This window comes from Ottowia sp. VDI28 (assembly GCF_049532675.1).
GTDB lineage: Bacteria > Pseudomonadota > Gammaproteobacteria > Burkholderiales > Burkholderiaceae_C > Ottowia.
The window spans coordinates 5,667,754-5,688,158 of the sequence record NZ_CP149820.1; the positions used below are offsets into that span (position 1 = coordinate 5,667,754).

The following is a 20,405-nucleotide window of genomic DNA, read 5'->3' on the forward strand; positions in this document are numbered from 1 at the left end:
CCTGAACATAACTCCCGTCATTCCCGCGCAGGCGGGAATCCAGGCGGCGGTGATGAGGTGGCACTGGATTCCCGCCTGCGCGGGAATGACGGAAGGGCTTTTTGCAACATCCTCTCTAACCAAGAGTAGGTCCGACCTCCAAGGCCTGCCAGCCGGCGTCACCCAGCTTCTCCAGCGTGGCCATGTTCGCCTCATAGATCATCTCGGCTTCGGGAAAGGCTTCTACCGCGCGGTCGATGCTGTCTTCACGCAGCAGATGCAACGTGGGATACGGTGCGCGGTTGGTCGCATTGGTGATGTCGTCCTCGTCAGTACCGGCGAATTGAAAGCGGGGGTGGAAAGACGCGATCTGGATCACGCCCTCCAAATCAAGCTCTGTCAGTTCGCCTTCCGCCTCGTCCAGGAAGTCATTGAAATCCAGGAAATCGGCGAATGCCTGCGGCATGACCAACAGTGTGGTTTCACGCTCCGCCGAGTCAGCAGCGGTCAACGCCTGCAACTCGGCCCGCAGCGCCTGCAAAAGGGCCTTGCGGCCAGTGGCGCCGCATACGGCATAGTGGATTTGGCCCTTGACGTGCGGCGCCTTGGCGAAGGGACACAGGTTGAGGCCGATCACTGCGCGCTCGAGCCAGCGGCGGGTATCGGCTATCGCAATTTCTTCAGGATTCATGTCGTGGTCTGCCTTTATGCCCGGCGGGGCGCCCCCTGCTGGAGCCGCCCTTACAGGGAAATGGCGTTCATCATTCGCTATACCGCATTGTGTCCGGAGCGGGCCATCGCTGCCAGACGGCGGGCGATCATCGCAGCCAGCAACATTCCGGCCACACAGCCACTTCCAGTGACGGCCCAGGTCCATTGCCAGTTCCCCATACGGCTGGCGACCCAGGCCACCAGCGGCGGCCCCGCCAACTGTCCGGCTGCGGACCATTGCATCATCCAGCCGACCGTGGTGGAGATGGTACGTTCACTCGGTGCCAGCGTGGAGGCCAACCCGAACAGAGTTCCCGGAATCAACCCGCCGACCGAGGAAAACAGCAGCGCGCCCGAGTAGCGTATCACCGGCAAGCCATCCGTGAACGAGGAGAACGCCAGGAAAGCACCTACCCCCATGACGGCAAAGCCTGTCCACAGCAGCGCCCGCGCCGGTACGCCGCGATGCAGCAGCCGCCCGGCGGCGACATTGCCAATGATGTTCACAGCGGCCACCAGCGCAGTCAACACGGCACCCAGCACGCCCGTCCAGCCTGATTGGGCGTAGAGCGAAGGCAAAAAACCAATCACCGCCAGCCACTGGGCTGAATAGGTCGCAAACGTGAGCGCCATCAGCCACGGCCCGCCAGACTGCAAAGTCTGGGCCAGCCGTGCGGTCCAGCCGGTAGTACCAGGGGAGACCGATGCCTGCGCCGGTGCTCGTTCATCCGGCGGCAAACGTGCCTGCACCCACAAAGCCATCACCGCCGAAAAACTGGCCGTAAGCCACCACCATCCGGCCCAGCCTGTATGCCCCATCACCAGCGGCCCAAGCAACAGCGCCATGGCAGTGCCAAAGGGCATGAAAGCGCCCCAGAAGCCCATCATTCTCGTCAGTTGCCCTGGCGCCACGATGCGGCGCACCAGGCTGGGCGCCGGTATCGTGGTGAGCAGGAAGCCCATGCCTTCCAGGGCACGCAACGCCAACAGTGTTTCCGCATCACGGGCCCAGCCTCCCGCGAGGCCGGCGCCGCACAGCAGCCACAGCCCCATGAGCATGCAGCGCCGCAGGCCGATCCCATCTGCCGCCAGGCCCGCCACGATGCCGAGCATCACGGAAGCCAATTGCACCAGCGACAACAGAAAGCCCGACTGCACCAGCGTAATACCCAGATCACGCTGCAACAACGGCAGCGCAGGCGGCAACTTGCCGATGTGCAATGCGGCACTGACGCCAGCAAGAAGAACAATCCACGCAGGATTCAACCGTCCGCGCTTTCCAGAAGCAAACTGCCCCGTCATGACGGCAACCCATAGGGCGGCGCAACCCGCCCCGCGTGAAACGCAAAAACTCGAAAGGGCGCGGAGCAGGCCATACGCAGGCACCCGCGGAGCTGGCTTTGCCAGGCCGCTGGGTGCGTCCCCCTGGGGGGAAGGCGCGTAAGCGACTCAGGGGGGCATTTCATTCAGCACCTTCTTGCCAGTCAAACGCTCGTGTTCGCGCATGGCAAAACGATCGGTCATGCCGGCGATGTAGTCCGCAATGGCGCGCTCACGGTCAGGACGCTGGGCGAATTCGGCGCGCAACTCGCCAGGTTGCGCCAGATAGGCGGAGAACAGCTCGCGCACCACGTGCTTGGCCTGCGTGGTGGTTTCGACCACCTGAGGGTGGCGATAGAGGTTGGCAAACAGAAAGCGCTTGAGCTCGGCGGATTGCGCGCGCATTTCGCTGCCAAAGCGCACCAGGGGGCCGGCGCGGCGGGCATCGTCTGCACTACCGGGTTGCGCGGCATCGATGGCGGACTGCGTGGCGGCGATCACGTCGTACACCTGCGCGCTAAGCATGCGGCGGATGCCCTCGAAGAGCACCCGCCGCCCCCGCAGCGCGGGGTATTCGACCAGTGTTTCGGCATGGTAGCGGGCAAACAGGGGCACGGCGGCCACCTGCTCCAGTGTGAGCAGGCCAGAGCGTACGCCATCATCGATATCGTGCGCGTTGTAGGCAATCTCGTCGGCCAGGTTGCACAGCTGCGCCTCCAGGCTGGGCTGCGTGCCGTCAAGAAAGCGCCGCGCCACACCATCGGGCTCGGCTGCCTCCAGCTTGCGCGCATTGGCCGGGGAGCAGTGCTTGAGTACGCCCTCGCGCGTTTCAAAGGTCAGGTTCAAGCCGTCATGCGCCGGATAGCGCAGCTCCAGCTGATCGACCACCCGCAAGCTCTGCAGGTTGTGCTCGAAGCCGCCATGCGCCGCCATGCAATCGTTGAGCGCATCCTGCCCTGCGTGGCCAAATGGCGTGTGGCCAAGGTCATGCGCCAGCGCAATGGCCTCGACCAGGTCTTCATTCAGCCGCAGCGAGCGCGCAATGGAGCGCCCCAATTGCGCCACTTCCAGCGAGTGCGTGAGGCGGGTGCGAAACAGATCCCCTTCATGATTCAAAAACACCTGCGTCTTGTAGACCAATCTGCGAAACGCCGTGGAATGCACGATGCGGTCGCGATCACGCTGGTATTCGCTGCGCGTGGGCGCCTGCGCCTGGGGGTAGCGCCGGCCGCGCGAACGCTCAGGCTCGCTGGCGTAGGGCGCAGGAAGGAGGGAGCGGCTGGTCACTGACAGAGAAGCGATCAGGCAGCGCAGCAGCGGTCGATCACGGCGCGCACCAAGGCGTCGGGCGCACTACGCACCGCGGCACGCCCGGGGCCGTCAATCACCACGAAGCGGATTTCGCCCCCCTCGGCCTTCTTGTCGACACGCATCAGTTGCAAATAACGGCCGGCGTTGTCCGCTTCGTCGATCGTCGCTCCACGTGTAGGCAGGCCGGCGCGGCGGATCAAAGCCGTCACGCGCTGTACGAACGCCGCATCCACCAGGCCCAGCTCGCGCGACAGCTCGGCCGCCATCACCATGCCGGCTCCCACCGCTTCACCGTGGAGCCAAGTGCCATATCCCATGCCCGCCTCTATGGCATGGCCAAAGGTATGGCCAAAATTCAGGATGGCGCGCAAGCCCGCCTCACGTTCGTCCGCACCCACCACGCTCGCCTTGATCTGGCAGCTGCGCTTGACCGCATGGGCCAAGGCGTCGGTCTCGCAGGCGCGCAAGGCGTCCATATGGCTCTCGACCCAGTCGAGAAACTCCATATCGGCAATGGGCCCATACTTGATCACTTCCGCGAGGCCCGCCGAAAGCTCTCGTGGCGGCAGGGTCTTGAGCACGTCCAGATCGCACACCACGCGCTGCGGCTGGTAGAAGGCGCCGATCATGTTCTTGCCGAGCGGGTGATTGATACCGGTCTTGCCGCCCACGGACGAATCCACCTGGGCCAGCAAGGTAGTAGGCACCTGCACAAAATGAACGCCACGCATGTAGCATGCGGAGGCAAATCCCGTCATGTCGCCCACCACGCCACCGCCCAGTGCGTACAGCGTGGTCTTGCGGTCGGCTCCGTTGGCCAGCAGCTCATCAAAGATGCTGTTCAGGGTTTCCCAGGTCTTGAATTGCTCGCCATCGGGCAGCGCCAGCGTGCGCACCTTGGCGTGCCGGCGCGCCAGCACACGGGCCAGGCGCTCTGCATACAACGGCGCCACGGTGGTATTGCTCACAATGAGCGCGTACGTGCCAGCCGAAGAACCCTCGAAAGCAGCCGGGTCGTCCAGCAAGCCGGCGCCAATCAGAATGGGATAGCTGCGCTCGCCGAGGTCAATGGAAACTTGTTGCGCGAATGAAATGCCTTGCATAGGCCGTCAGTGTAGTCGGCACCGGGGATCAGAGTTGTCCATCCTGTTGCGACATGAAGCCTGCGGGATTGCCTGGCAATCCTTGCGACTATCTGGATTCACCGCTTGGAGCCGCCATCTCGATCTGCATGATGATGCGATTGATGAGCATGGTCACGGACGGGCCGCGCGCTTCCACCACGAAGTGCGCCGCCTTGCGGTAAAGCGGATCACGTTCGGCGTAGAGCGCTTGCAGCCGTTTGAGAGGATCGGCCACCTGCAGCAGCGGGCGCTTGGTATCGTTGCGCAGCCGGCGCGCCAGTTGCTCCGGTGAGGTACGCAGATAGATCACAGTGCCGCGCGATTTCAAATGCTCGCGATTGGACTGTCTCAGTACCGCACCGCCACCGGTGGCCAGCACCATGGCGCCACGCTGCGTGAGATCGTCGATGGTCTGCTCTTCAAGATCACGAAAGGCGGCTTCGCCCTGTGTTTCGAAAAAATCCCGGATCGATCCGCCGATGCGCTCCTCGATAACGGAGTCAGTGTCGAAGAACGGCACCCCCAACCGTTTGGCAAGCTGCCGCCCGACTGTGGATTTGCCACAGCCGGGCATCCCGACAAGTGCGTAGTGTTCCGTCATGCCACCGCAGGATACCTCAGCCCAAGCACAAACTGCCTGCCAGGCCTCATGACCGAACTCAAAGCGGTGTCAAGGGCAAGTCGCTGCCCCGCCCTGAATGATCTCGACAACCGTCGCGCTCTTGCCGCTGCTGTCAGAGACTTCGATGGGAACGATCCGGTTATCGGCAGTGACACAACGGTTTCCGCTGCTGCCCACGTTGACGATGAGCGTAGTGCCCGCCACGGAGGCGCTGGCAATGGTTGCATCACCGGAAGCCACGGCGGCTGAGTAAGGCGCGACACCGCCAGAAATCTGGTAGTTGACCAGTGCCGTGCTGTTTTCCTGCACGGTCTGGGTAGATGGTGTCACGGTCAGGGCAGGCGTGGTAGGCGCTGCAGTGACCGTCACCCCAGCGCTACTGCTCTGGCCTTTCGCGTCGACCACCGTGATCGTACTGGTGCCAGCGGCACGCAAGGACACATTCACAGACGTACCGCTGGCGCTCGCCGTCGCGGCCGATGGGTTGGACGAAGATGCCGCAAAGGGCCCGGTACCGCCGACGATCGTAAACACCAGGCTGCTGCCCGCTTGGCCCGTGCCGGAACTGGGGCTGAGGCTGAGCACCGGGGGTGCCTCTACTGTCGCAGTCAGGTCCACCACGAAACTCTGGCCTGTGGCATCCTTGAATGTCAGCGTCGTCTTACCCTCAGCCAGATACACCACGCGCACCGACGTACCAGTGATGGCCACGGAAGCCACTGACGGAACCGTCGAACTCACCGTATAGGGTGCCGCGCCGCCGATGATGGAGAAGAACATCTCGGTACCCACTTTGCCAGTACCGGTGCTAGGGCTGACGCTGAAATCAGCCCCTGCGACCGTCACCGTCATCTGCTGCGTGGCGCCCGAGTCATCGGTGATCAGCAGTGTGGCGGTTCCCTTGAGATGGCCCGTCACCGTGACGACGCCATTGACTGGATCGGTCACCGTGGCCACGGAGTTGTTGTTGCTCGAAATCGTATAGGGCGCCATACCGCCCGTGATGGTGAAGGTACGAGACTCGCCCGCAGCCAGCGTCAGAGTATTGCCGATGGAGTTGCCGAGCGCCTTGCCTTTGACCGTGACAGTCAGCGAAAGCGAGGTTTGATTGATACTTGAGTCCTGCACGGCGACCGTGGAGGTGCCGGCCGCATTGCCGCTGACGACCAAAGTGTCGTCATCGAGCAGCCAGGCGCTCACCGAAGCATCGGAAGAAAGCACATAGTAGGGCTTGACGCCTTGGGATATCTTGGCCACCTCAGAGAAATAACCCACCGGCAGGCTGACATTGCTCAGCAGCGGCGACATCCTCAAGCTGTTGTTGTTACCTGTCGTGCCGTCGTGGCCACCGCCACCGCCACAGGAAGCCACCCCCAGGGCAACCAGGAGGGCCAGAAACCCCAAAAAGAATCTACGCATTTTCCTCGACCTCTTGAAAAAATTCGTTCTCAGCGCATCGCGCTGCGATCAGTAATGATCTTGGGGGTGATGAACACAAGCATCTCCTGCTTCTTGGAGCTCTTTGTCTTGTTCTTGAACAGGTTGCCAAGCACCGGAATATCACCCAGCAGCGGCACCTTGTTCACGGCCTCGTCCTCGTTCATCGTGAAAATCCCGCCGATGACCACCGTGCCGCCATTTTCGACCAGAACCTGCGTCTGAACCTTCTTGGTATTGATCGACATGGCGTTGGCCACCACGGTGCCGGGGCTGTCGTTGTTGACCACGAGATCCAGAATGACATTGCCTTCGGGCGTGATCTGGGGCGTGACCTCCAGGCTCAGCACCGCCTTGCGGAAGGCCACGGCAGTGGCGCCGCTCGATGTGGCCTGCTGGTAAGCAAACTCCGTACCCTGTTCAATGGTGGCCTTGGTCTGGTCGGCGGTGACCACCCGCGGGCTGGAAACAATCTTGCCCTTGCCATCGGCCTCCATGGCGGAGATCTCGAGATTCAGGAAGCGGTTGGCAGCTGAGTTGAACAGCGAGAGCGCCAGGCTGGGCGCGGTGTAGCCGTTAAAACCCTGAGCCGGCAGATTGAGGAAGTTGGTACTACCGACGTTGGTGCCAGAGGTGTTGTAGGTCAACAAGTTCGACTGGCCCGGCACCGTGGTGCCGACAGCCGCGTTGTAGGAGCCGCCGAAAGCGATCCTGTTGCCGTTGCCAAGCCCATAGCCGGCGTCGCCGCCGTTCACGCCGCGCAGGTCGGCACCCCCTAGCCGCACACCGAGCGAACGGCCGAAGCTGTCGGAAGCCTCCACGATGCGTGCCTCGATCAGCACCTGCCGCACGGCGATGTCCAGCTTGGAGATCATCTCCTGCACCTGCGCCAGCTTGGTGGGAATGTCGGACACAAAAATCTGGTTGGTGCGCGGCTCCGCGATCACGCTGCCGCGCGCGCTCAGGATGCGCGCGGCAGCGGTATTGCTGGCCCCACCGGGCATCCCCGCGATACCGGTGCCCATCAATTGGCGGGCAATATCCACCGCCTTGGTGTAATTGAGCTGGAAGGACTGCGTGCGCAGAGGCTCCAGGTTCTGCACCGCCGCCAACGCTTCAAGCTCAGCCTTTTCCTTGGCGGCGAGTTCCTCCTTGGGCGCGATCTGCAGCACGTTGCCGCTGCGCTTCATTCCCAGGCCCTTGGCCTGCAGGATGATGTCGAGCGCCTGATCCCAGGGCACGTCGTTCAAGCGCAAGGTCAGGCTGCCCTGTACGGAATCAGACGTGACGATGTTGAAATTGGTGAAATCCGCGATCACCTGCAGGAGCGAACGCACCTCGATATTCTGGAAATTCAACGAGAGCTTCTCGCCGCTGTAACCCGTGCCCTTGGTGAGCTTGTCCGGATTGACCTTCTGCTGGCGGACTTCCACCACCAGTTGCGAATCGCTCTGATAGGCACTGTGCTCCCACTGCCCCCTCGGCTCGATCACCATGCGGACACGGTCACCTATCTGGGTGGTCGTGATGGTCTGCACCGGTGTGCCGAAATCGCTTACGTCCAGGCGGCGGTTCAAGCCCTGCGGCAGACTGGTCTTCAGAAACTCGACCACGAGGCTGGGCCCTTGCTGGCGAATATCGACTCCCACCTGGTTGCTTGCCAGATCGACGATGACGCGGCCGGCGCTTTCCACACCACGCCTGAAATCAATATCTCGCAGCGGCAGCATGTCGGCATCGGCACGGCTTTCGGCGAACATGGGCGCAGGGGCCGCCGCAGGCGCTTGTGCCGCCACAGGGTCGAGCATGACCAGGAGAGCGCGGCCCTGCAACTCGGCCCGGTAGTTGGTCGCGCGGTTCAGATTGAGCACCACACGGGTACGGCCACCGGCCTCCACCACATTGACCGCGCGCACATTCCCTTGGTTGAGTTGCACCTGATTCTTGCCCAGGCCGTTGGCCACGCCCTGGAAATCCAGCGCGATACGCGCGGGCGACTGAACCACAAAGCCCTCCGGAACGGCCGGCAGCGATTGCGATAGCTCAATGCGCACGACTTCTGCGCCTGCCTGGATCGATCCCGTGACAGACTCGATGCTGGCAGCCTGCGCCAGCACGCTTCCCGGAAGCCCTAACCCCAGGATCATGGCCATCAAGCCTAGCGCGGAGCGGCCCAGGACGCCTCCAGCCCAATCGCTGCAACGCCACCATATTCTCATTTTGCTTTCTCCTGCAGTTGCAGCGCAGCGCTTCGCTCGATCCACTCCCCCGCCGCGTCCTGCACAATTTCACGCAAAGTGACTTCTCCCTCGACAATCTTGGTCACTTTTCCAAAATTCTGTCCAAGATAGTTACCTACCCGCACCTGGTACAGGAGGTTGTCCACTTTGACCAAAGCCACGTGCTGGCCGCCCCGCTGGAGGCTTCCCACCATGGCCATGGCATCCAGCGGATAGCTCTCCAGTGCTTCCTTGCGCCGGTTGAGTTCAGGCGCCACCAGGGCGGCGCTCGAACTGGGCGAATCCGAATCACGCCGCAAGGCCTGGGTCAGCCTCTGGACACTGAAGGGATCCATCGCAGCGGTTTCGGTGTAGTCAAGCGGCTGATACCGCTTGGGTTCGCTGATGGGGGACACCTTGGGCACCATATGACGGCGCTGCTCGGTCATCCATTGGCGCAGATCCTCGTCGTTCGAAGACGAGCAGCCGAGCACCGGCAGGACGGCCATCGCCGTCCACAGGGCCTTGAGGAACAGGGCCATGGGCGTGCGGCCGGTCACTTTTTCTTCCCTCCCTTTTTGGTGGCGGCGCGCTGCGCGGCCACTTCCTCGGCGTCGAGGTAGCGGAAGGTCTTGGCGGTGGCCTCCAGCATCAGAGTGCCAGATTTGTCCTTGTCGCTGGTCGGGGAAACCTTGAGGTTGTTGAGCGTGACGATGCGCGAGAGATGGGCGATATCGGAAGTGAAGGCGCCGATGTCATGGTAATTGCCCGACACCCTCACTGCGATGGGCAACTCCGCGTAGTAGTCCCTGACAATCACCTGACCAGGGCGGAACAACTCGAACTGCAGGCTGCGCCCCACACCGGCCTGGTTGATATCAGAAAGCAACGCATCCATTTCAGCTTTGCTGGGCAGTTGCTTCTCCAGCAAGGTCACGTATTGCATGACCTGGGCACGCTGCTTTTTCAACTCTTCCAGACTGACGGCCTTCTGGAGCTTGTTCCTGTAGTCAGCGCGCAGCGTCACTTCTTTGGCTTGCTCGGCCTGAAGTTCTTCGTCCGCGCCTTTCAGCCACAGAAACCAGAGCAGCACAAGCACCAGGGCAACCACCCCCGTCAGCAGAGCATAGCGGGGACCCGCGGGCCAAGACGACGGATCACGGGTATCCAGCCCGCGAAACTGATCGCCAACCGCCTGCAGTGAACCTGAAATATCCATAAGTTTCGTCGCTGGTGGTGATACCGGTCAGGGCTTGGCAGGTTTAGCGGGCTTGGCCGCGGGACCAGGCGCCGACGCAGCCTGCGCATCACTGGCACGCTGCAACTGAACACGCACTACAAAGTCGTACACACGGCGCTGCTCCCGCGGCGACAAGGCCAGCCGGCTGGCCACGATTTCGATCAGTTCGGGCTTGGTCACCCAGTCGCTGCGGTTCGAGAGGTTGCGCAGCAGCGCCGAAACGCGCTCGTTGGATTGCGCCACGCCTCCCAAGAGAACGTTGCGGTTGTCCTGCTTGATGGATTTCAGGTAAATCCCGTCGGGCAACTGGCGCACGGCTTCGTTCAGCAGGTGCACCGGAAGATTGCGGTCAGCCTGCAGATCTTCCACGGCCTGCTGCCTGGCCTTCAGGGCGGCGATTTCGTCCTGCAGAGATGCAATTTCCTTGATCTCAAGGTCCAACTTCTTGATTTCGGCCTGCAGGAACGCGTTGCGCTCTTGCTGGTTGGAAATGGCTCCCTGATACCAGAGGTACACTGCGCCCGCCACCAGAGCCCCCCGCGATCGCCGCCAGCACCGACGCATTGAAACGCTGGCGCCCACGCTTGCGCGCCATTTCCCGGTGGGGTAACAGGTTGATCAGGATCACCGCAGGAACCTCCGCATGGCCAACCCGCACGCCGTGAGATAGGAAGGCGCCTCGCGCAACATCTTTTTCTCGCGCACGGCGCGGCCGATTTCCATGCCTTCGAAGGGGTTGATCACCTGGCAAGGGAACGTGGTGTGCCTGGTGACCGCCTCTGTCAGCCCCGGGAGCCCGGCTGTTCCGCCAGCCAGCAGGATGTAGTCGACCCGGTGGTGTGGCGTGCTGGTGAAGAAGAACTTCAGCGCCCGCTCCACTTCCAGAGCCAGCGACTCGACGAAAGGCTGAAGCACGGTCGTACCATAGTCATCGGGCAACTCCCCCGCCCGCTTCTTGGCCTCGGCCTCTTCCAGCGTGAAACCGTACTGCCGCACCAGCATGTGGGTCAGTTGTGCCCCGCCAAAGACCTGATCCCGCTCGTAGAGCAGCTCATCATTGCTAAGGGCCTGCAGCGTGGAACTGGCCGCCCCGATCTCCAGCAGGGCGATCACGGCATCCGTGCCGCCGCCCGGCAGGCGCTCGATCACGCGGCTCGCGGCCAGGCGCGAGGCATAGGATTCGACATCGACCACCATCGGCGTCATCCCAACCGCTTCGGCCAGGCCCTGACGGTCTTCCACCTTCTCCCTGCGCGAGGCGGCAATCACCACATCGACATCGCCCACCGATGCCGCACTGGGGCCGGCCACACAGAAATCGAGGCTCACTTCATCGAGTGAAAACGGGATGTATTGATTGGCCTCCGATTCGACCTGGATCTCCATCTCGCGCTCGCTCAAGCCGCTTGGTAAAATGATCTTCTTGCTGATGACTACCGAGGCAGGCAGGGCCATGGCCACGTGCTTTGCTTTGGTTCCACTTTTGTTGATAAGCCGGCGCAGCGCGTCTACGACCTCATCGAACTTCTCAATATTGCCGTCGCTGATCCAGCCACGCCCCAGCGGCTCGATGGCGCAGCGCTCGAGCGAGAGGTTGGCGGAGCGATCCTGGCCCAGTTCCACCAGCTTCGCACTTGACGAACTGATGTCCAGGCCAATCATCGGCGCGGGTTTGCGGCTGAATATCGAGGCAATAGTCAAGACGGCACCCGGTTACTTTTTAATCGCAGAAAGCGTCAAACTTAATGTTTCACTTGCATGCTAGCAGCAAGATCTTTGCGGGGTAAAGGAAATCAGAAAGAGCCATGAAAAATCTTGTTTCACTCGTTGTCAAAAACTAACGATGAAACACTTTTGATTATCTTCTGGTTCTTACCCCAGTCAGACGCCCAGGCTTCAGGTAAAACCCTGCGAAAAGTCAAACTCAGGCGCGAAAGCGCCTACTAACCACCACCACCCCCAGCGTATGCCCACTGAAAACTCAGGCACTTCTAAGCCCAAGCGAACCGCCACCCGGCCAGGTTGGCTGACGTGGATCGCCAAGGCCCTGGCATGGGTATTTGGCTCTCTGCTCGCCCTGGCCGCGTGTGGCGTGATGGCCGGACTGATGGCCCTGGCCATCGCCTACCCGAATCTGCCGGATGTGTCGGAACTATCGAACTACCGCCCCAAGCTTCCACTGCGGGTGTACACCGCCGAGGGCTCGCTGATCGGGGAGTACGGCGAGGAGCGCCGCAACCTCACCCCCATCGGCAGCATCCCGCAGGTCATGAAGGATGCGGTGCTGGCCATCGAGGATGCCCGCTTCTACCAACACAATGGTGTCGACTATGTCGGCGTGGCGCGCGCCGCGATCGCCAACCTGGGCCGCCTGAAGAGCCAGGGTGCGTCCACCATCACCATGCAGGTAGCACGTAATGTCTACCTTTCCTCCGAAAAGACCTACACCCGCAAGATCTACGAGATTCTGCTGACCTTCAAGCTCGAGCACATGCTCACGAAGGACCAGATCCTGGAGATCTACATGAACCAGATCTACCTGGGCAACCGCTCCTACGGGTTCGCGGCCGCATCCGAAGCCTATTTCGGCAAGCCCCTGAAAGACATTTCCATCGCCGAGGCCGCCATGCTGGCCGGCCTGCCTCAGGCCCCCTCGGCCAACAATCCCATCAGCAACCCTACCCGCGCCCGCACGCGCCAGCTCTATATCCTCGAGCGCATGCAGGAAAACGGCTTCATCACTGAAGAACAGGCTGCCGCCGCCAAGAAGGAAGAACTGCGCATCCGGCCGCCGCGTGAAGGCACACGCGTCCACGCCGAGTACGTGGCAGAGATGGTGCGCCAACTCATGTTTGCGCAGTATGGCGACCAGACCTACAGCCGCGGCCTGAACGTCTACACCTCCATCAACGCCGCCGACCAGAACGCCGCCTATGATGCGCTGCGCCGCGGCATCCTGGATTTCGACCGCCGCAAGGCCTATCGCGGCCCCGAGAAATTCATAGAATTGCCCAAAGATCCGGCCGAGATCGAAGATACGGTGGACGACACCCTGGTCAACCACCCCGACACCGGCAATCTGCTGGCCGCCGTGGTTACCCAGGCCGACACACGCAAGGTGGAAGCCCTGCGGCAGGGCGGTGAGAAAGTGGAGATTACCGGTGAAGGGCTCCGCTCGGCTCAGGGCGGCTTGTCGCCCAAGGCTGCGCCCGCCATCCGCATCCGCCCGGGCGCCGTGATCCGGATCGTCAAGAACGCCAAGGGCAACTGGGATATTGCACAGCTGCCCGAGGTGGAAGGCGCGCTGGTAGCGCTGGATCCGCGCAACGGCGCCGTCAAGGCGCTGGTAGGCGGTTTTGATTACGACAAGAACAAGTTCAACCACGTGACCCAGGCCTGGCGCCAGCCTGGTTCGAGCTTCAAGCCTTTCGTGTACTCGGCTTCGCTCGAAAAAGGCTTCTCCCCCTCGACGATCATCAACGACACGCCCTTGTTCTTCGACAGCAGCGTGACGGGCGGCCAGCCCTGGGAGCCGAAGAACTACGAAGGCGGCTTCGAAGGCCCCATGAGCATGAAGCGCGGACTGGCGCGTTCACGCAACATGATCTCCATTCGCGTGCTGCAGTCCATCACTCCGCAATATGCCCAGGACTGGATCAGCCGCTTCGGCTTTGATGCTGCGCGCAATCCGGCCTATCTCACGATGGCGCTGGGTGCCGGATCGGTCACCCCCATGCAACTGGCTTCCGCCTTCGGCGTGTTCGCCAACGGCGGCTTCCGGGTCAATCCGTTCCTGATCACCCGTGTGACCGACCATACCGGCAAAATCCTGGTCGACAGCAAACCGCCCGAGCCCTCTGAGGCCAACCGCGCCATCAACGCTCGCAATGCGTTCATCATGAATACGATGCTGCAGGAAGTGGCACGCAGCGGGACGGCCGCCAAGGCACAAGCCACTCTCAAGCGCCCTGATCTGTTCGGCAAGACCGGCACCACCAACGATTCCATGGACGCCTGGTTCGCCGGCTACCAGCCTACCCTGGCCGCCGTGGTCTGGATGGGCTACGACACGCCGCGCAACCTGGGTGCCCGGGAAACCGGCGGTGGCCTCTCGCTGCCGATCTGGATCAACTTCATGCAGACTGCGCTCAAGGGCGTGCCGGTGGCGCAGTTGACACCGCCGGAAGGCGTGGTGAATGTGGGCAGTGACTGGTACTACGAAGAATATGCCCGTGGCGGCGGCATCAGCCACCTGGGCGGTGCCGGCCTTGCGGAACCTGCAGAGACCTCGCCCGAAACGGCAGCCCCCTCGGAGGAACGCAACCGGATTCTGGATCTGTTCAAGAACTAGTCTGCGCCATACGGATCATCCCCGGAAACCGGTTGTCACCATATGAAGACTAAATTACACTAAAGCAGCTGTAAATGTAATTTTTAGTTGCAGTAGCGTAATCAAAAGCGCGGTATCAAAAGCGCGCATTGGCAGCACATGCACGAAGGGCTGTTTGTACCAGCCTCTACAGCCTGCTTGCCTGTCTCCGACCGGGAAATAACTCATGCCTGCCGTGTCCACCGCTTCCTTTGTCGAGTTCGGTCACGGCTCTCCCGGGCCGGCCTGCCCGTTGTGCCAACACCCCGAAAGCGCTGAATGGGTTCGCACCCGGCACCTTCAGAAACAAGATGAATGGGTACCGTTCTGGCAGTGTCAGAAATGTGCCTGTCTCTTCTCTGACGTGCGCGTCAACGCCTATGCGGGAGGGTTCGGGCCGGAACTGGTGAAGTTCTACGCGGAGATCGGCACCGGAGTGGAGCCGATCGCGCAGATGGTCATGGAAAACCTGCCGATGCAGTTGCACGCGTTTGCCGACGTGGGCTGCGGATTGGGCTACTCCCTGGATTTCGTGGAGCAGGCGCTGGGCGTACCGGCCTGGGGATTTGAGCCCAACCCCATGCCGATGACCACGAATTTGCGCGGCACGCTGCTGCCCCGGCCCCTGGATCAGGCTTGGCTGTCACGGAACACCCGCCGATTTGACCTGCTGCTGGCTTGCGAGGTCATCGAACACCTGGACGATCCCGTCGGCTTCGCCGCCCACATGCGTGCAGCCATGGCGGATGAATTCAGCGTAGCGGTGTTCAGCACCCCTGACTCGGCTTCGATCACACCACAGGAGCTTCCATCGGAGGTGTGTTCCAGGCTGTTTCCTGGCGAGCACCGCCACTTATTCACAGGCGCCATGCTGCGCGACGTGCTGCTTCGCGCGGGCTTTGAGTCCGTGGAGGTCGTCAGCCGCGGCGGGCACTTGGTTGCCAGCGCAGGCACAGAATCCGCTCTGGCACGGAGGCGGCGTCCTCCCGCCTATCCCGAGCCGTGGGGTGAGGCTTACATTGGGTATTTGAAGGCGGCATTCAACGAACCGGGCCGCAGCCGCCGGGAGCAGGATGTCCCGCCATCCATTCTGTCGGGCCACGCCTATCGCCTGCTCAAGGCCCTGGTGAACAGCAACGACCTCGAAGCTGCCCGCGCATGGCGAGACCAAGCCAGCCCTCTGGCTGCCTGGCTGGATAGCAACGGCTTGCCAAGCCCTGCCGCGATCACGCGGGCCCTGTCCCTGACTGATTTCAAGAGCTATGTCACTCAAATGCCCAGCTTTTTCGGGGCGCTCTCCTACCACCTGGCGATGCTGGCGCGCCTGGAGGGGCGGGTAGCCGTGGCCGAAGAGGGTTTACGGCATGCGCTTCGGCTGATGCAGCATGAAGCACGGATCTCGCCGTCGTCCTTCATTGAATCGACCTCGCTGCTGGAGCCCGCCCGCATGGAACTGGCCCTGGCCGCTTTCAGCCTGGGCCATGAAGAACAGGCCTTCAGCCATTGGCAAGCCATGGGCCAAGACTTGCCGCATATCCGCTTCTTCGCGCGAGCGTCGGCACGGCTGATGCTCGAAGCCAACGCGCGCGCCAATTACTCGCTGCTCGCACGCATCCTGGAAATTCTGGAGCAGCACCCTCTTCGCTGGGATGGTCTCATTCAAGCCCTGTCAGAAGGGGTATGGGATCACTGCCCGCCAGAGGATTTCGATCTGGTTTTCGATGTCTGGATTGCGCGCTTTCATTCAGCCCTGCACGCTCACCAATCACTGGCAAAAGCGCAGGAGGCCTACTTGGTGCTCAGCCTTCACGCGGAGCGGCACCCGGCCCCGCTACGGCAAGCCAAGCTGAACCGGATCCGCGAGGATCTGGACGAGCGGCAAACGCATGAGCGGCTGATGTCTCCACAAGCCTCCACGCTGGTGCATTTCGTGGACCAGCTGTGGTGTGATCTGCATGGCGTCTTCGTCCGGGGATGGGTTCACGCGGGCGACCACGAAATCCGCACGGTGCATCTGGCGTGCGCGGGCCGCACGGAGCGCGCGGTCCTGCATCCCCGCCCCGACGTGGTGAAGTTTTATCCGCAGTATCCGCGCAGCGGCGACGGAGGATTTTCCGCCTACCTGCCATGTCCCCCGTTTCATCCGGTAGAGCTGCATGTGGACGTGGGCTTGCCCCTCCCATTGAAGGTTGGTTTGCGGGTACCCCCTCATCTGCGACAGTCCGAAGAGACCCAGCCCACGGCGTCGGCGCAGTGTATGGAGGCCTTCCGCGACACGATGAAGCGCCGCGGGGGCACGGTGGTCGTGGTGGGAGGACGCATGGGGCCAGATCACCCCGACACGTGGGCAGATTGCCTCCGGCCCGAATGCCGCGTGGTACGCGTCGACATCCATCCCGGGCCGGGGGTGGACCTGGTGGCCGATGCCCATGCGCTGAGCCAGCATTTCGCACCAGGTTCCGTCGATGCGGTGATCTCCGCCTATGTCATGGAACACCTGGAGGCGCCCTGGGTCGTCGCGGCTGAAATCAATCGCATGCTGCGCCCGGGCGGATTGACCATGCACCATGCACCTCACTCCTGGCCTTTGCACGCCGCCCCCAACGATTTCTGGCGATTTTCCGATGTGGGACTTCGGACTTTGTTCGGACCTGCCACCGGGTTTGAAGTGCTGGAGGCCGGCCTGGACAGCCCCGCGCGCATGCATCCGCCTGTTGGCATGCGGAGCACCCAGTATTCATCCATCGAGATGCCTGTTTTTGACGGCTACCTCACGGCCTATGTGTTGGCATCCAAGAAGACCGATCTTCCAGAAAATTCGATACGCTGGCCCGGAACAGATGCCGACCGGATTGCGCGGGCGCAAACCTATCCCGTTGGTGATTGACCAAGCGTCATGAGCGCGAACAAGAGCCGCTCCCCATCGGGATCCTCATGGAGGCGCCTCTCCGAAATCAAGCGCGCCATCCAGTTGGGCGGAGGCTTCCGCCGGACACTGTGGCTGCTGTCGCACCTGTGGATCACGGAAGGCTGGCAGGGGTACGCGTGGCGCATCCGCCTGGTACGGAACTCCGCAGCCACCGGACCGCAAAGCACCAGCATCAATGACTATCGCAGTTGGTATCACCGCCATGACAGCCTGGATCCCTTGCAACGGCGCGCCCTCGTGTCGGACATGCAGACATGGTCGCGCCGGCCATTGATTTCCGTGCTGATGCCGGTTTTCAACCCGAGGCTCGAATGGTTGGAGCAAGCCGTGCAATCGGTACGGGCACAGGCCTATCCCGATTGGGAACTGTGCATTGCGGATGATGCGTCCACCCACGCTGGCGTGCGCACCCTGCTGCAGAGCCTGGCTCGGCAGGAGCCTCGAATCAAGCTGGCCTTCCGCGAGAAAAATGGCCATATCTGCGCAGCCTCCAATACCGCCCTTGAAATGGCTGGCGGGGAATTCGTCGCCCTGCTGGATCACGACGATCTGCTACCTCCCCAGGCGTTGTATTGGGTGGCTCGTGCGGCGTTGGCGCATCCGAATGCCGGGCTCATCTATTCAGACGAAGACAAGATCGATGAAAAGGGCCGGCGGTCAGCGCCCTATTTCAAGCCGGCGTTCAACTACGACTTGTTTCTCTCGCAGAACATGGTGTCGCACCTCGGGGTATTCCGCCGCGCTCTGGTCGAGACAGTGGGGCGGTTCCGTGAAGGACTGGAAGGTTCACAGGACTACGACCTGGCCCTGCGCTGCGTCGAGCAGTTGCGGGCGGAGCAGATCGTCCATATCCCAAGGGTGCTTTATCACTGGCGCCTTCATGGCAATAGCACGGCTCAAAACATGGCGGCCAAGCCCTACGCCGCCGCCGCCGGGGAGTTGGCCCTCAACGCGCATCTGGCGCGTTTGAGTCAAAAAGGCGCCATCCGGTATGCAGGGTATGGTTACCAATACCTGCCCGCGCCAATGGAGGGTCCCCAGCGCATCTCCATCTTGGTCTATCTGCGAACAGAAGCGGCAGTCCATCCCGTCTCCATGGCAGCGCATTTGCGAGAAGCCACGGATCACCCCATCCTGGAGTTTCTGTGGGTGCTATGTCCGTCCCTGACCGTAACTGAAGAGTCACGGCTCGCCGCCCAGCTGTCGGCGTCGGGCAACCGGTATTTCGGCAGCCGGCATGGTTTGACCATTGCCAGCCGAGTGAATGCAGCCGCGCAAAGCGCCGCAGGAGAGCAATTGGTTCTTCTGCTCGGTGGGGCGCAGCCTCGGCATCCCGAATGGCTGGCGCAACTAGCCACACATGCCATGCGCGCGGGGGTGGGCGTAGCCGGCGCCAGGCTATGGGATCACAACGGAACGCTGATACAGGCGGGTTTGTTCGTGAACGGCGCAGGTGCCTTGGCGTCGGGCCACTATGGACAAGCCCCGCAATACAAAGGGTACTTTGGACGCTCGGCGCTGAATCAGAGTTTCCATGCCGTTTCGGCGGCCTGTATCGCCGTTCGGCATTCGCTGTTCGATTCCGTGGGAGGCCTGGCCCCCGGATGGAAAACCATGCGCTATGCAGTCGCGGATCTGTGCCTCCGCCTAAGCGCTCAAGGCCATCGAACGCTGTGGACGCCGGATGTCAACGTGAAGCTTCCTCGCAGCGCGCATGACGAACGCTGGCACGCTGGCGGCCAGGTGCCGGAAGCGATCGAGGATGCCGGGCTCTGGTCGAGACAATGGGGTCGAATCACGGAAGACGCGCACTACAACCCCAACCTGAGCTGGGAGCGGCCGCATTTCGAATTGGCCTCGCCACCACGCGGCGGCACAGACCATGCCGCGGGAACGGCGCCTGATGGAGTGGCTTGCGTTTTCCGTACGGCGCCCTACGCCGCGACCCCTTGGGCGAAAGCATCGCTATGAGCCGCCTTCAGCGCCTGCTTGCGTTATCCGCCACTGTCCCGCCCGATCATTCGGTGGCCAGCAATGCAGGGCTGCTGATTGTCAATTTCAATACTGCCTCCCTGACCCTGCGTTGCATCGAATCCGTTCAACGCGGTTCGATGCAGCCTCAACGCATCCTGGTGCTGGACAACGGTTCGTGCGCGGACGATCTTGCGCATTTGCTCTCCCGGCTTCAAGCCATGCCGTCCACGGCTACTGAGCTTCAACTCTATCGCTCAGAGCAAAACCTGGGCTTTGCCGCCGGATGCAATCTGCTCGTTGATCTGGCACTGGAAGACGCCCGATGCGCGCACATCCTGCTCCTGAACAGCGATGCCGTAGCGATGCCCAATATGGTCTCCGCCATGCAAGCCTGTGCCATGCAGACTGCGGCGGCCACCGGCATGGTGGGCGCGCGCATGCACAAATTGGCGTCCCCTGATGAAGTCGATACGCTGGGAATTTCCCTGTATCGCAGCCTCATGCCCGCAGACCGCCACACCGTGGCCGACAAGCTCCTGGGACCTTCCGGCGGATGCTGCCTGCTCAAGCGCGGCATGCTGGAAGACTTGCACCGGGTCTCCGGCTACTACTTTGACACACGGTACTTCTGCTACTGCGAAGACACGGACCTTGTGCTGCGTGCGGTGCTCAGCGGCTATCAGACCGCGTTTCTCGACGAAGTGCTTGCGCTTCATGAAGGGCAAGCCAGCTCTGGAGGAAACGTCAACGCCTTCGTCACCTATCATGGGTTGCGCAACAGCATCTGGATGCACGCCAAACTGCTTCCTGCGGGCGTGCTCCTGCAATTCGGCGCATGGCTGCTCCTGGCACATATGCTGTCCATCGCGCGGCATGGCTTGTTTGGCCGCTGGGGATTATTGTGGCACGTCTACAGAGATGCCTTTGCCCGTTTGCCGGAGTTCTGGCGTGAACGGAAGCGCTTTCATCCGCAAGGAATCGCCCTGGACGATCGGCTGCTCGCCCGTATCAGCCCCAGCTTCTATCGCGCCCGCTATCTTTCGCATGTGCTGCGCGTAGAGCGGCGCCGGCGATTTCAGAACGCGCCCTGAAAAATGCCCCCCGCTTCGCACGGTCCGCTGCCCCCGAAGGAGTGCTTTTTCACCTTGGGAGCGGCCCGGCGATGAAAAA

General features: G+C 62.0%; 14 protein-coding genes and 1 pseudogene. 4 read left to right on the forward strand and 11 right to left on the reverse strand.

The window, feature by feature from the left end:
- Positions 1-115 precede the first annotated feature (115 nt).
- From WJU18_RS26890 to WJU18_RS26940, 11 genes and pseudogenes are all read right to left on the reverse strand, one after another.
- On the reverse strand, positions 116-670 hold the full coding sequence (locus WJU18_RS26890; RefSeq protein WP_423457045.1) for a DUF1415 domain-containing protein: 555 nt from the start codon (positions 668-670) through the stop codon (positions 116-118).
- A gap of 77 nt (positions 671-747) precedes the next feature.
- Positions 748-1,992 carry a CynX/NimT family MFS transporter gene (locus WJU18_RS26895; RefSeq protein WP_423457047.1) on the reverse strand — a complete coding sequence of 415 codons (1,245 nt, stop codon included), beginning with the start codon at positions 1,990-1,992 and terminating at the stop codon, positions 748-750.
- A gap of 147 nt (positions 1,993-2,139) precedes the next feature.
- Positions 2,140-3,297: a deoxyguanosinetriphosphate triphosphohydrolase gene (locus WJU18_RS26900; RefSeq protein ID WP_423457049.1), complete on the reverse strand. Its 1,158-nt coding sequence runs from the start codon at positions 3,295-3,297 to the stop codon at positions 2,140-2,142.
- Positions 3,298-3,311: 14 nt separating this feature from the next.
- A complete protein-coding gene (aroB, locus tag WJU18_RS26905) occupies positions 3,312-4,424 on the reverse strand; it encodes a 3-dehydroquinate synthase (RefSeq protein WP_423457051.1) in 1,113 nt (370 codons plus the stop codon).
- An 88-nt stretch (positions 4,425-4,512) separates the two neighbouring features.
- Positions 4,513-5,046 carry a shikimate kinase gene (locus WJU18_RS26910; protein WP_423457052.1) on the reverse strand — a complete coding sequence of 178 codons (534 nt, stop codon included), beginning with the start codon at positions 5,044-5,046 and terminating at the stop codon, positions 4,513-4,515.
- 69 nt (positions 5,047-5,115) lie between these two features.
- The gene (locus WJU18_RS26915; RefSeq protein WP_423457054.1) at positions 5,116-6,486 is read right to left on the reverse strand and encodes a hypothetical protein; all 1,371 of its coding nucleotides are present in this window, start codon (positions 6,484-6,486) and stop codon (positions 5,116-5,118) included.
- A gap of 29 nt (positions 6,487-6,515) precedes the next feature.
- The gene (gene pilQ / locus WJU18_RS26920; protein ID WP_423461107.1) at positions 6,516-8,657 is read right to left on the reverse strand and encodes a type IV pilus secretin PilQ; all 2,142 of its coding nucleotides are present in this window, start codon (positions 8,655-8,657) and stop codon (positions 6,516-6,518) included.
- A gap of 62 nt (positions 8,658-8,719) precedes the next feature.
- Positions 8,720-9,265, reverse strand: coding sequence for a pilus assembly protein PilP (locus WJU18_RS26925; RefSeq protein ID WP_423461108.1), 546 nt, complete (start codon positions 9,263-9,265; stop codon positions 8,720-8,722).
- A 14-nt stretch (positions 9,266-9,279) separates the two neighbouring features.
- Positions 9,280-9,942: a type 4a pilus biogenesis protein PilO gene (locus WJU18_RS26930; RefSeq protein ID WP_423457056.1), complete on the reverse strand. Its 663-nt coding sequence runs from the start codon at positions 9,940-9,942 to the stop codon at positions 9,280-9,282.
- Between the two features lie 27 nt (positions 9,943-9,969).
- Positions 9,970-10,591: pseudogene (locus tag WJU18_RS26935) on the reverse strand (PilN domain-containing protein).
- Positions 10,588-11,625, reverse strand: coding sequence for a pilus assembly protein PilM (locus WJU18_RS26940; protein WP_423461109.1), 1,038 nt, complete (start codon positions 11,623-11,625; stop codon positions 10,588-10,590). Before WJU18_RS26940 ends, WJU18_RS26935 begins: the two are co-directional and overlap by 4 nt.
- A gap of 304 nt (positions 11,626-11,929) precedes the next feature.
- Between WJU18_RS26940 and WJU18_RS26945 the strand changes: the two genes are divergently transcribed.
- The 4 genes from WJU18_RS26945 (at position 11,930) to WJU18_RS26960 (ending at position 20,326) form a co-directional block, all read left to right on the forward strand.
- On the forward strand, positions 11,930-14,314 hold the full coding sequence (locus tag WJU18_RS26945; RefSeq protein WP_423457058.1) for a penicillin-binding protein 1A: 2,385 nt from the start codon (positions 11,930-11,932) through the stop codon (positions 14,312-14,314).
- A 205-nt stretch (positions 14,315-14,519) separates the two neighbouring features.
- Positions 14,520-17,219, forward strand: a complete 2,700-nt coding sequence (locus tag WJU18_RS26950; protein ID WP_423457060.1) for a methyltransferase domain-containing protein — start codon at positions 14,520-14,522, stop codon at positions 17,217-17,219.
- A 9-nt stretch (positions 17,220-17,228) separates the two neighbouring features.
- Complete coding sequence (locus WJU18_RS26955) at positions 17,229-19,232, forward strand: glycosyltransferase family 2 protein (RefSeq protein WP_423457062.1); 2,004 nt, start codon at positions 17,229-17,231, stop codon at positions 19,230-19,232.
- Positions 19,229-20,326, forward strand: a complete 1,098-nt coding sequence (locus WJU18_RS26960) for a glycosyltransferase (RefSeq protein ID WP_423457064.1) — start codon at positions 19,229-19,231, stop codon at positions 20,324-20,326. The genes WJU18_RS26955 and WJU18_RS26960 overlap by 4 nt, the downstream gene beginning before the upstream one ends.
- The last annotated feature ends 79 nt before the right edge of the window (positions 20,327-20,405 follow it).

What these genes read in the sequence shown, in the direction of transcription:
- WJU18_RS26890 (WP_423457045.1), bottom strand. Translation starts at nt 670, where the DNA reads ATGAATCCTGAAGAAATTGCGATAGCCGATACCCGCCGCTGGCTCGAG.
- WJU18_RS26915 (WP_423457054.1), bottom strand. Translation starts at nt 6,486, where the DNA reads ATGCGTAGATTCTTTTTGGGGTTTCTGGCCCTCCTGGTTGCCCTGGGG.
- aroB (WP_423457051.1), bottom strand. Translation starts at nt 4,424, where the DNA reads ATGCAAGGCATTTCATTCGCGCAACAAGTTTCCATTGACCTCGGCGAG.
- WJU18_RS26940 (WP_423461109.1), bottom strand. Translation starts at nt 11,625, where the DNA reads ATGATTGGCCTGGACATCAGTTCGTCAAGTGCGAAGCTGGTGGAACTG.
- WJU18_RS26950 (WP_423457060.1), top strand. Translation starts at nt 14,520, where the DNA reads ATGCCTGCCGTGTCCACCGCTTCCTTTGTCGAGTTCGGTCACGGCTCT.
- pilQ (WP_423461107.1), bottom strand. Translation starts at nt 8,657, where the DNA reads ATGGCCATGATCCTGGGGTTAGGGCTTCCGGGAAGCGTGCTGGCGCAG.
- WJU18_RS26955 (WP_423457062.1), top strand. Translation starts at nt 17,229, where the DNA reads ATGAGCGCGAACAAGAGCCGCTCCCCATCGGGATCCTCATGGAGGCGC.
- WJU18_RS26925 (WP_423461108.1), bottom strand. Translation starts at nt 9,265, where the DNA reads ATGGCCCTGTTCCTCAAGGCCCTGTGGACGGCGATGGCCGTCCTGCCG.
- WJU18_RS26910 (WP_423457052.1), bottom strand. Translation starts at nt 5,046, where the DNA reads ATGACGGAACACTACGCACTTGTCGGGATGCCCGGCTGTGGCAAATCC.
- WJU18_RS26895 (WP_423457047.1), bottom strand. Translation starts at nt 1,992, where the DNA reads ATGACGGGGCAGTTTGCTTCTGGAAAGCGCGGACGGTTGAATCCTGCG.
- WJU18_RS26945 (WP_423457058.1), top strand. Translation starts at nt 11,930, where the DNA reads ATGCCCACTGAAAACTCAGGCACTTCTAAGCCCAAGCGAACCGCCACC.
- WJU18_RS26930 (WP_423457056.1), bottom strand. Translation starts at nt 9,942, where the DNA reads ATGGATATTTCAGGTTCACTGCAGGCGGTTGGCGATCAGTTTCGCGGG.
- WJU18_RS26960 (WP_423457064.1), top strand. Translation starts at nt 19,229, where the DNA reads ATGAGCCGCCTTCAGCGCCTGCTTGCGTTATCCGCCACTGTCCCGCCC.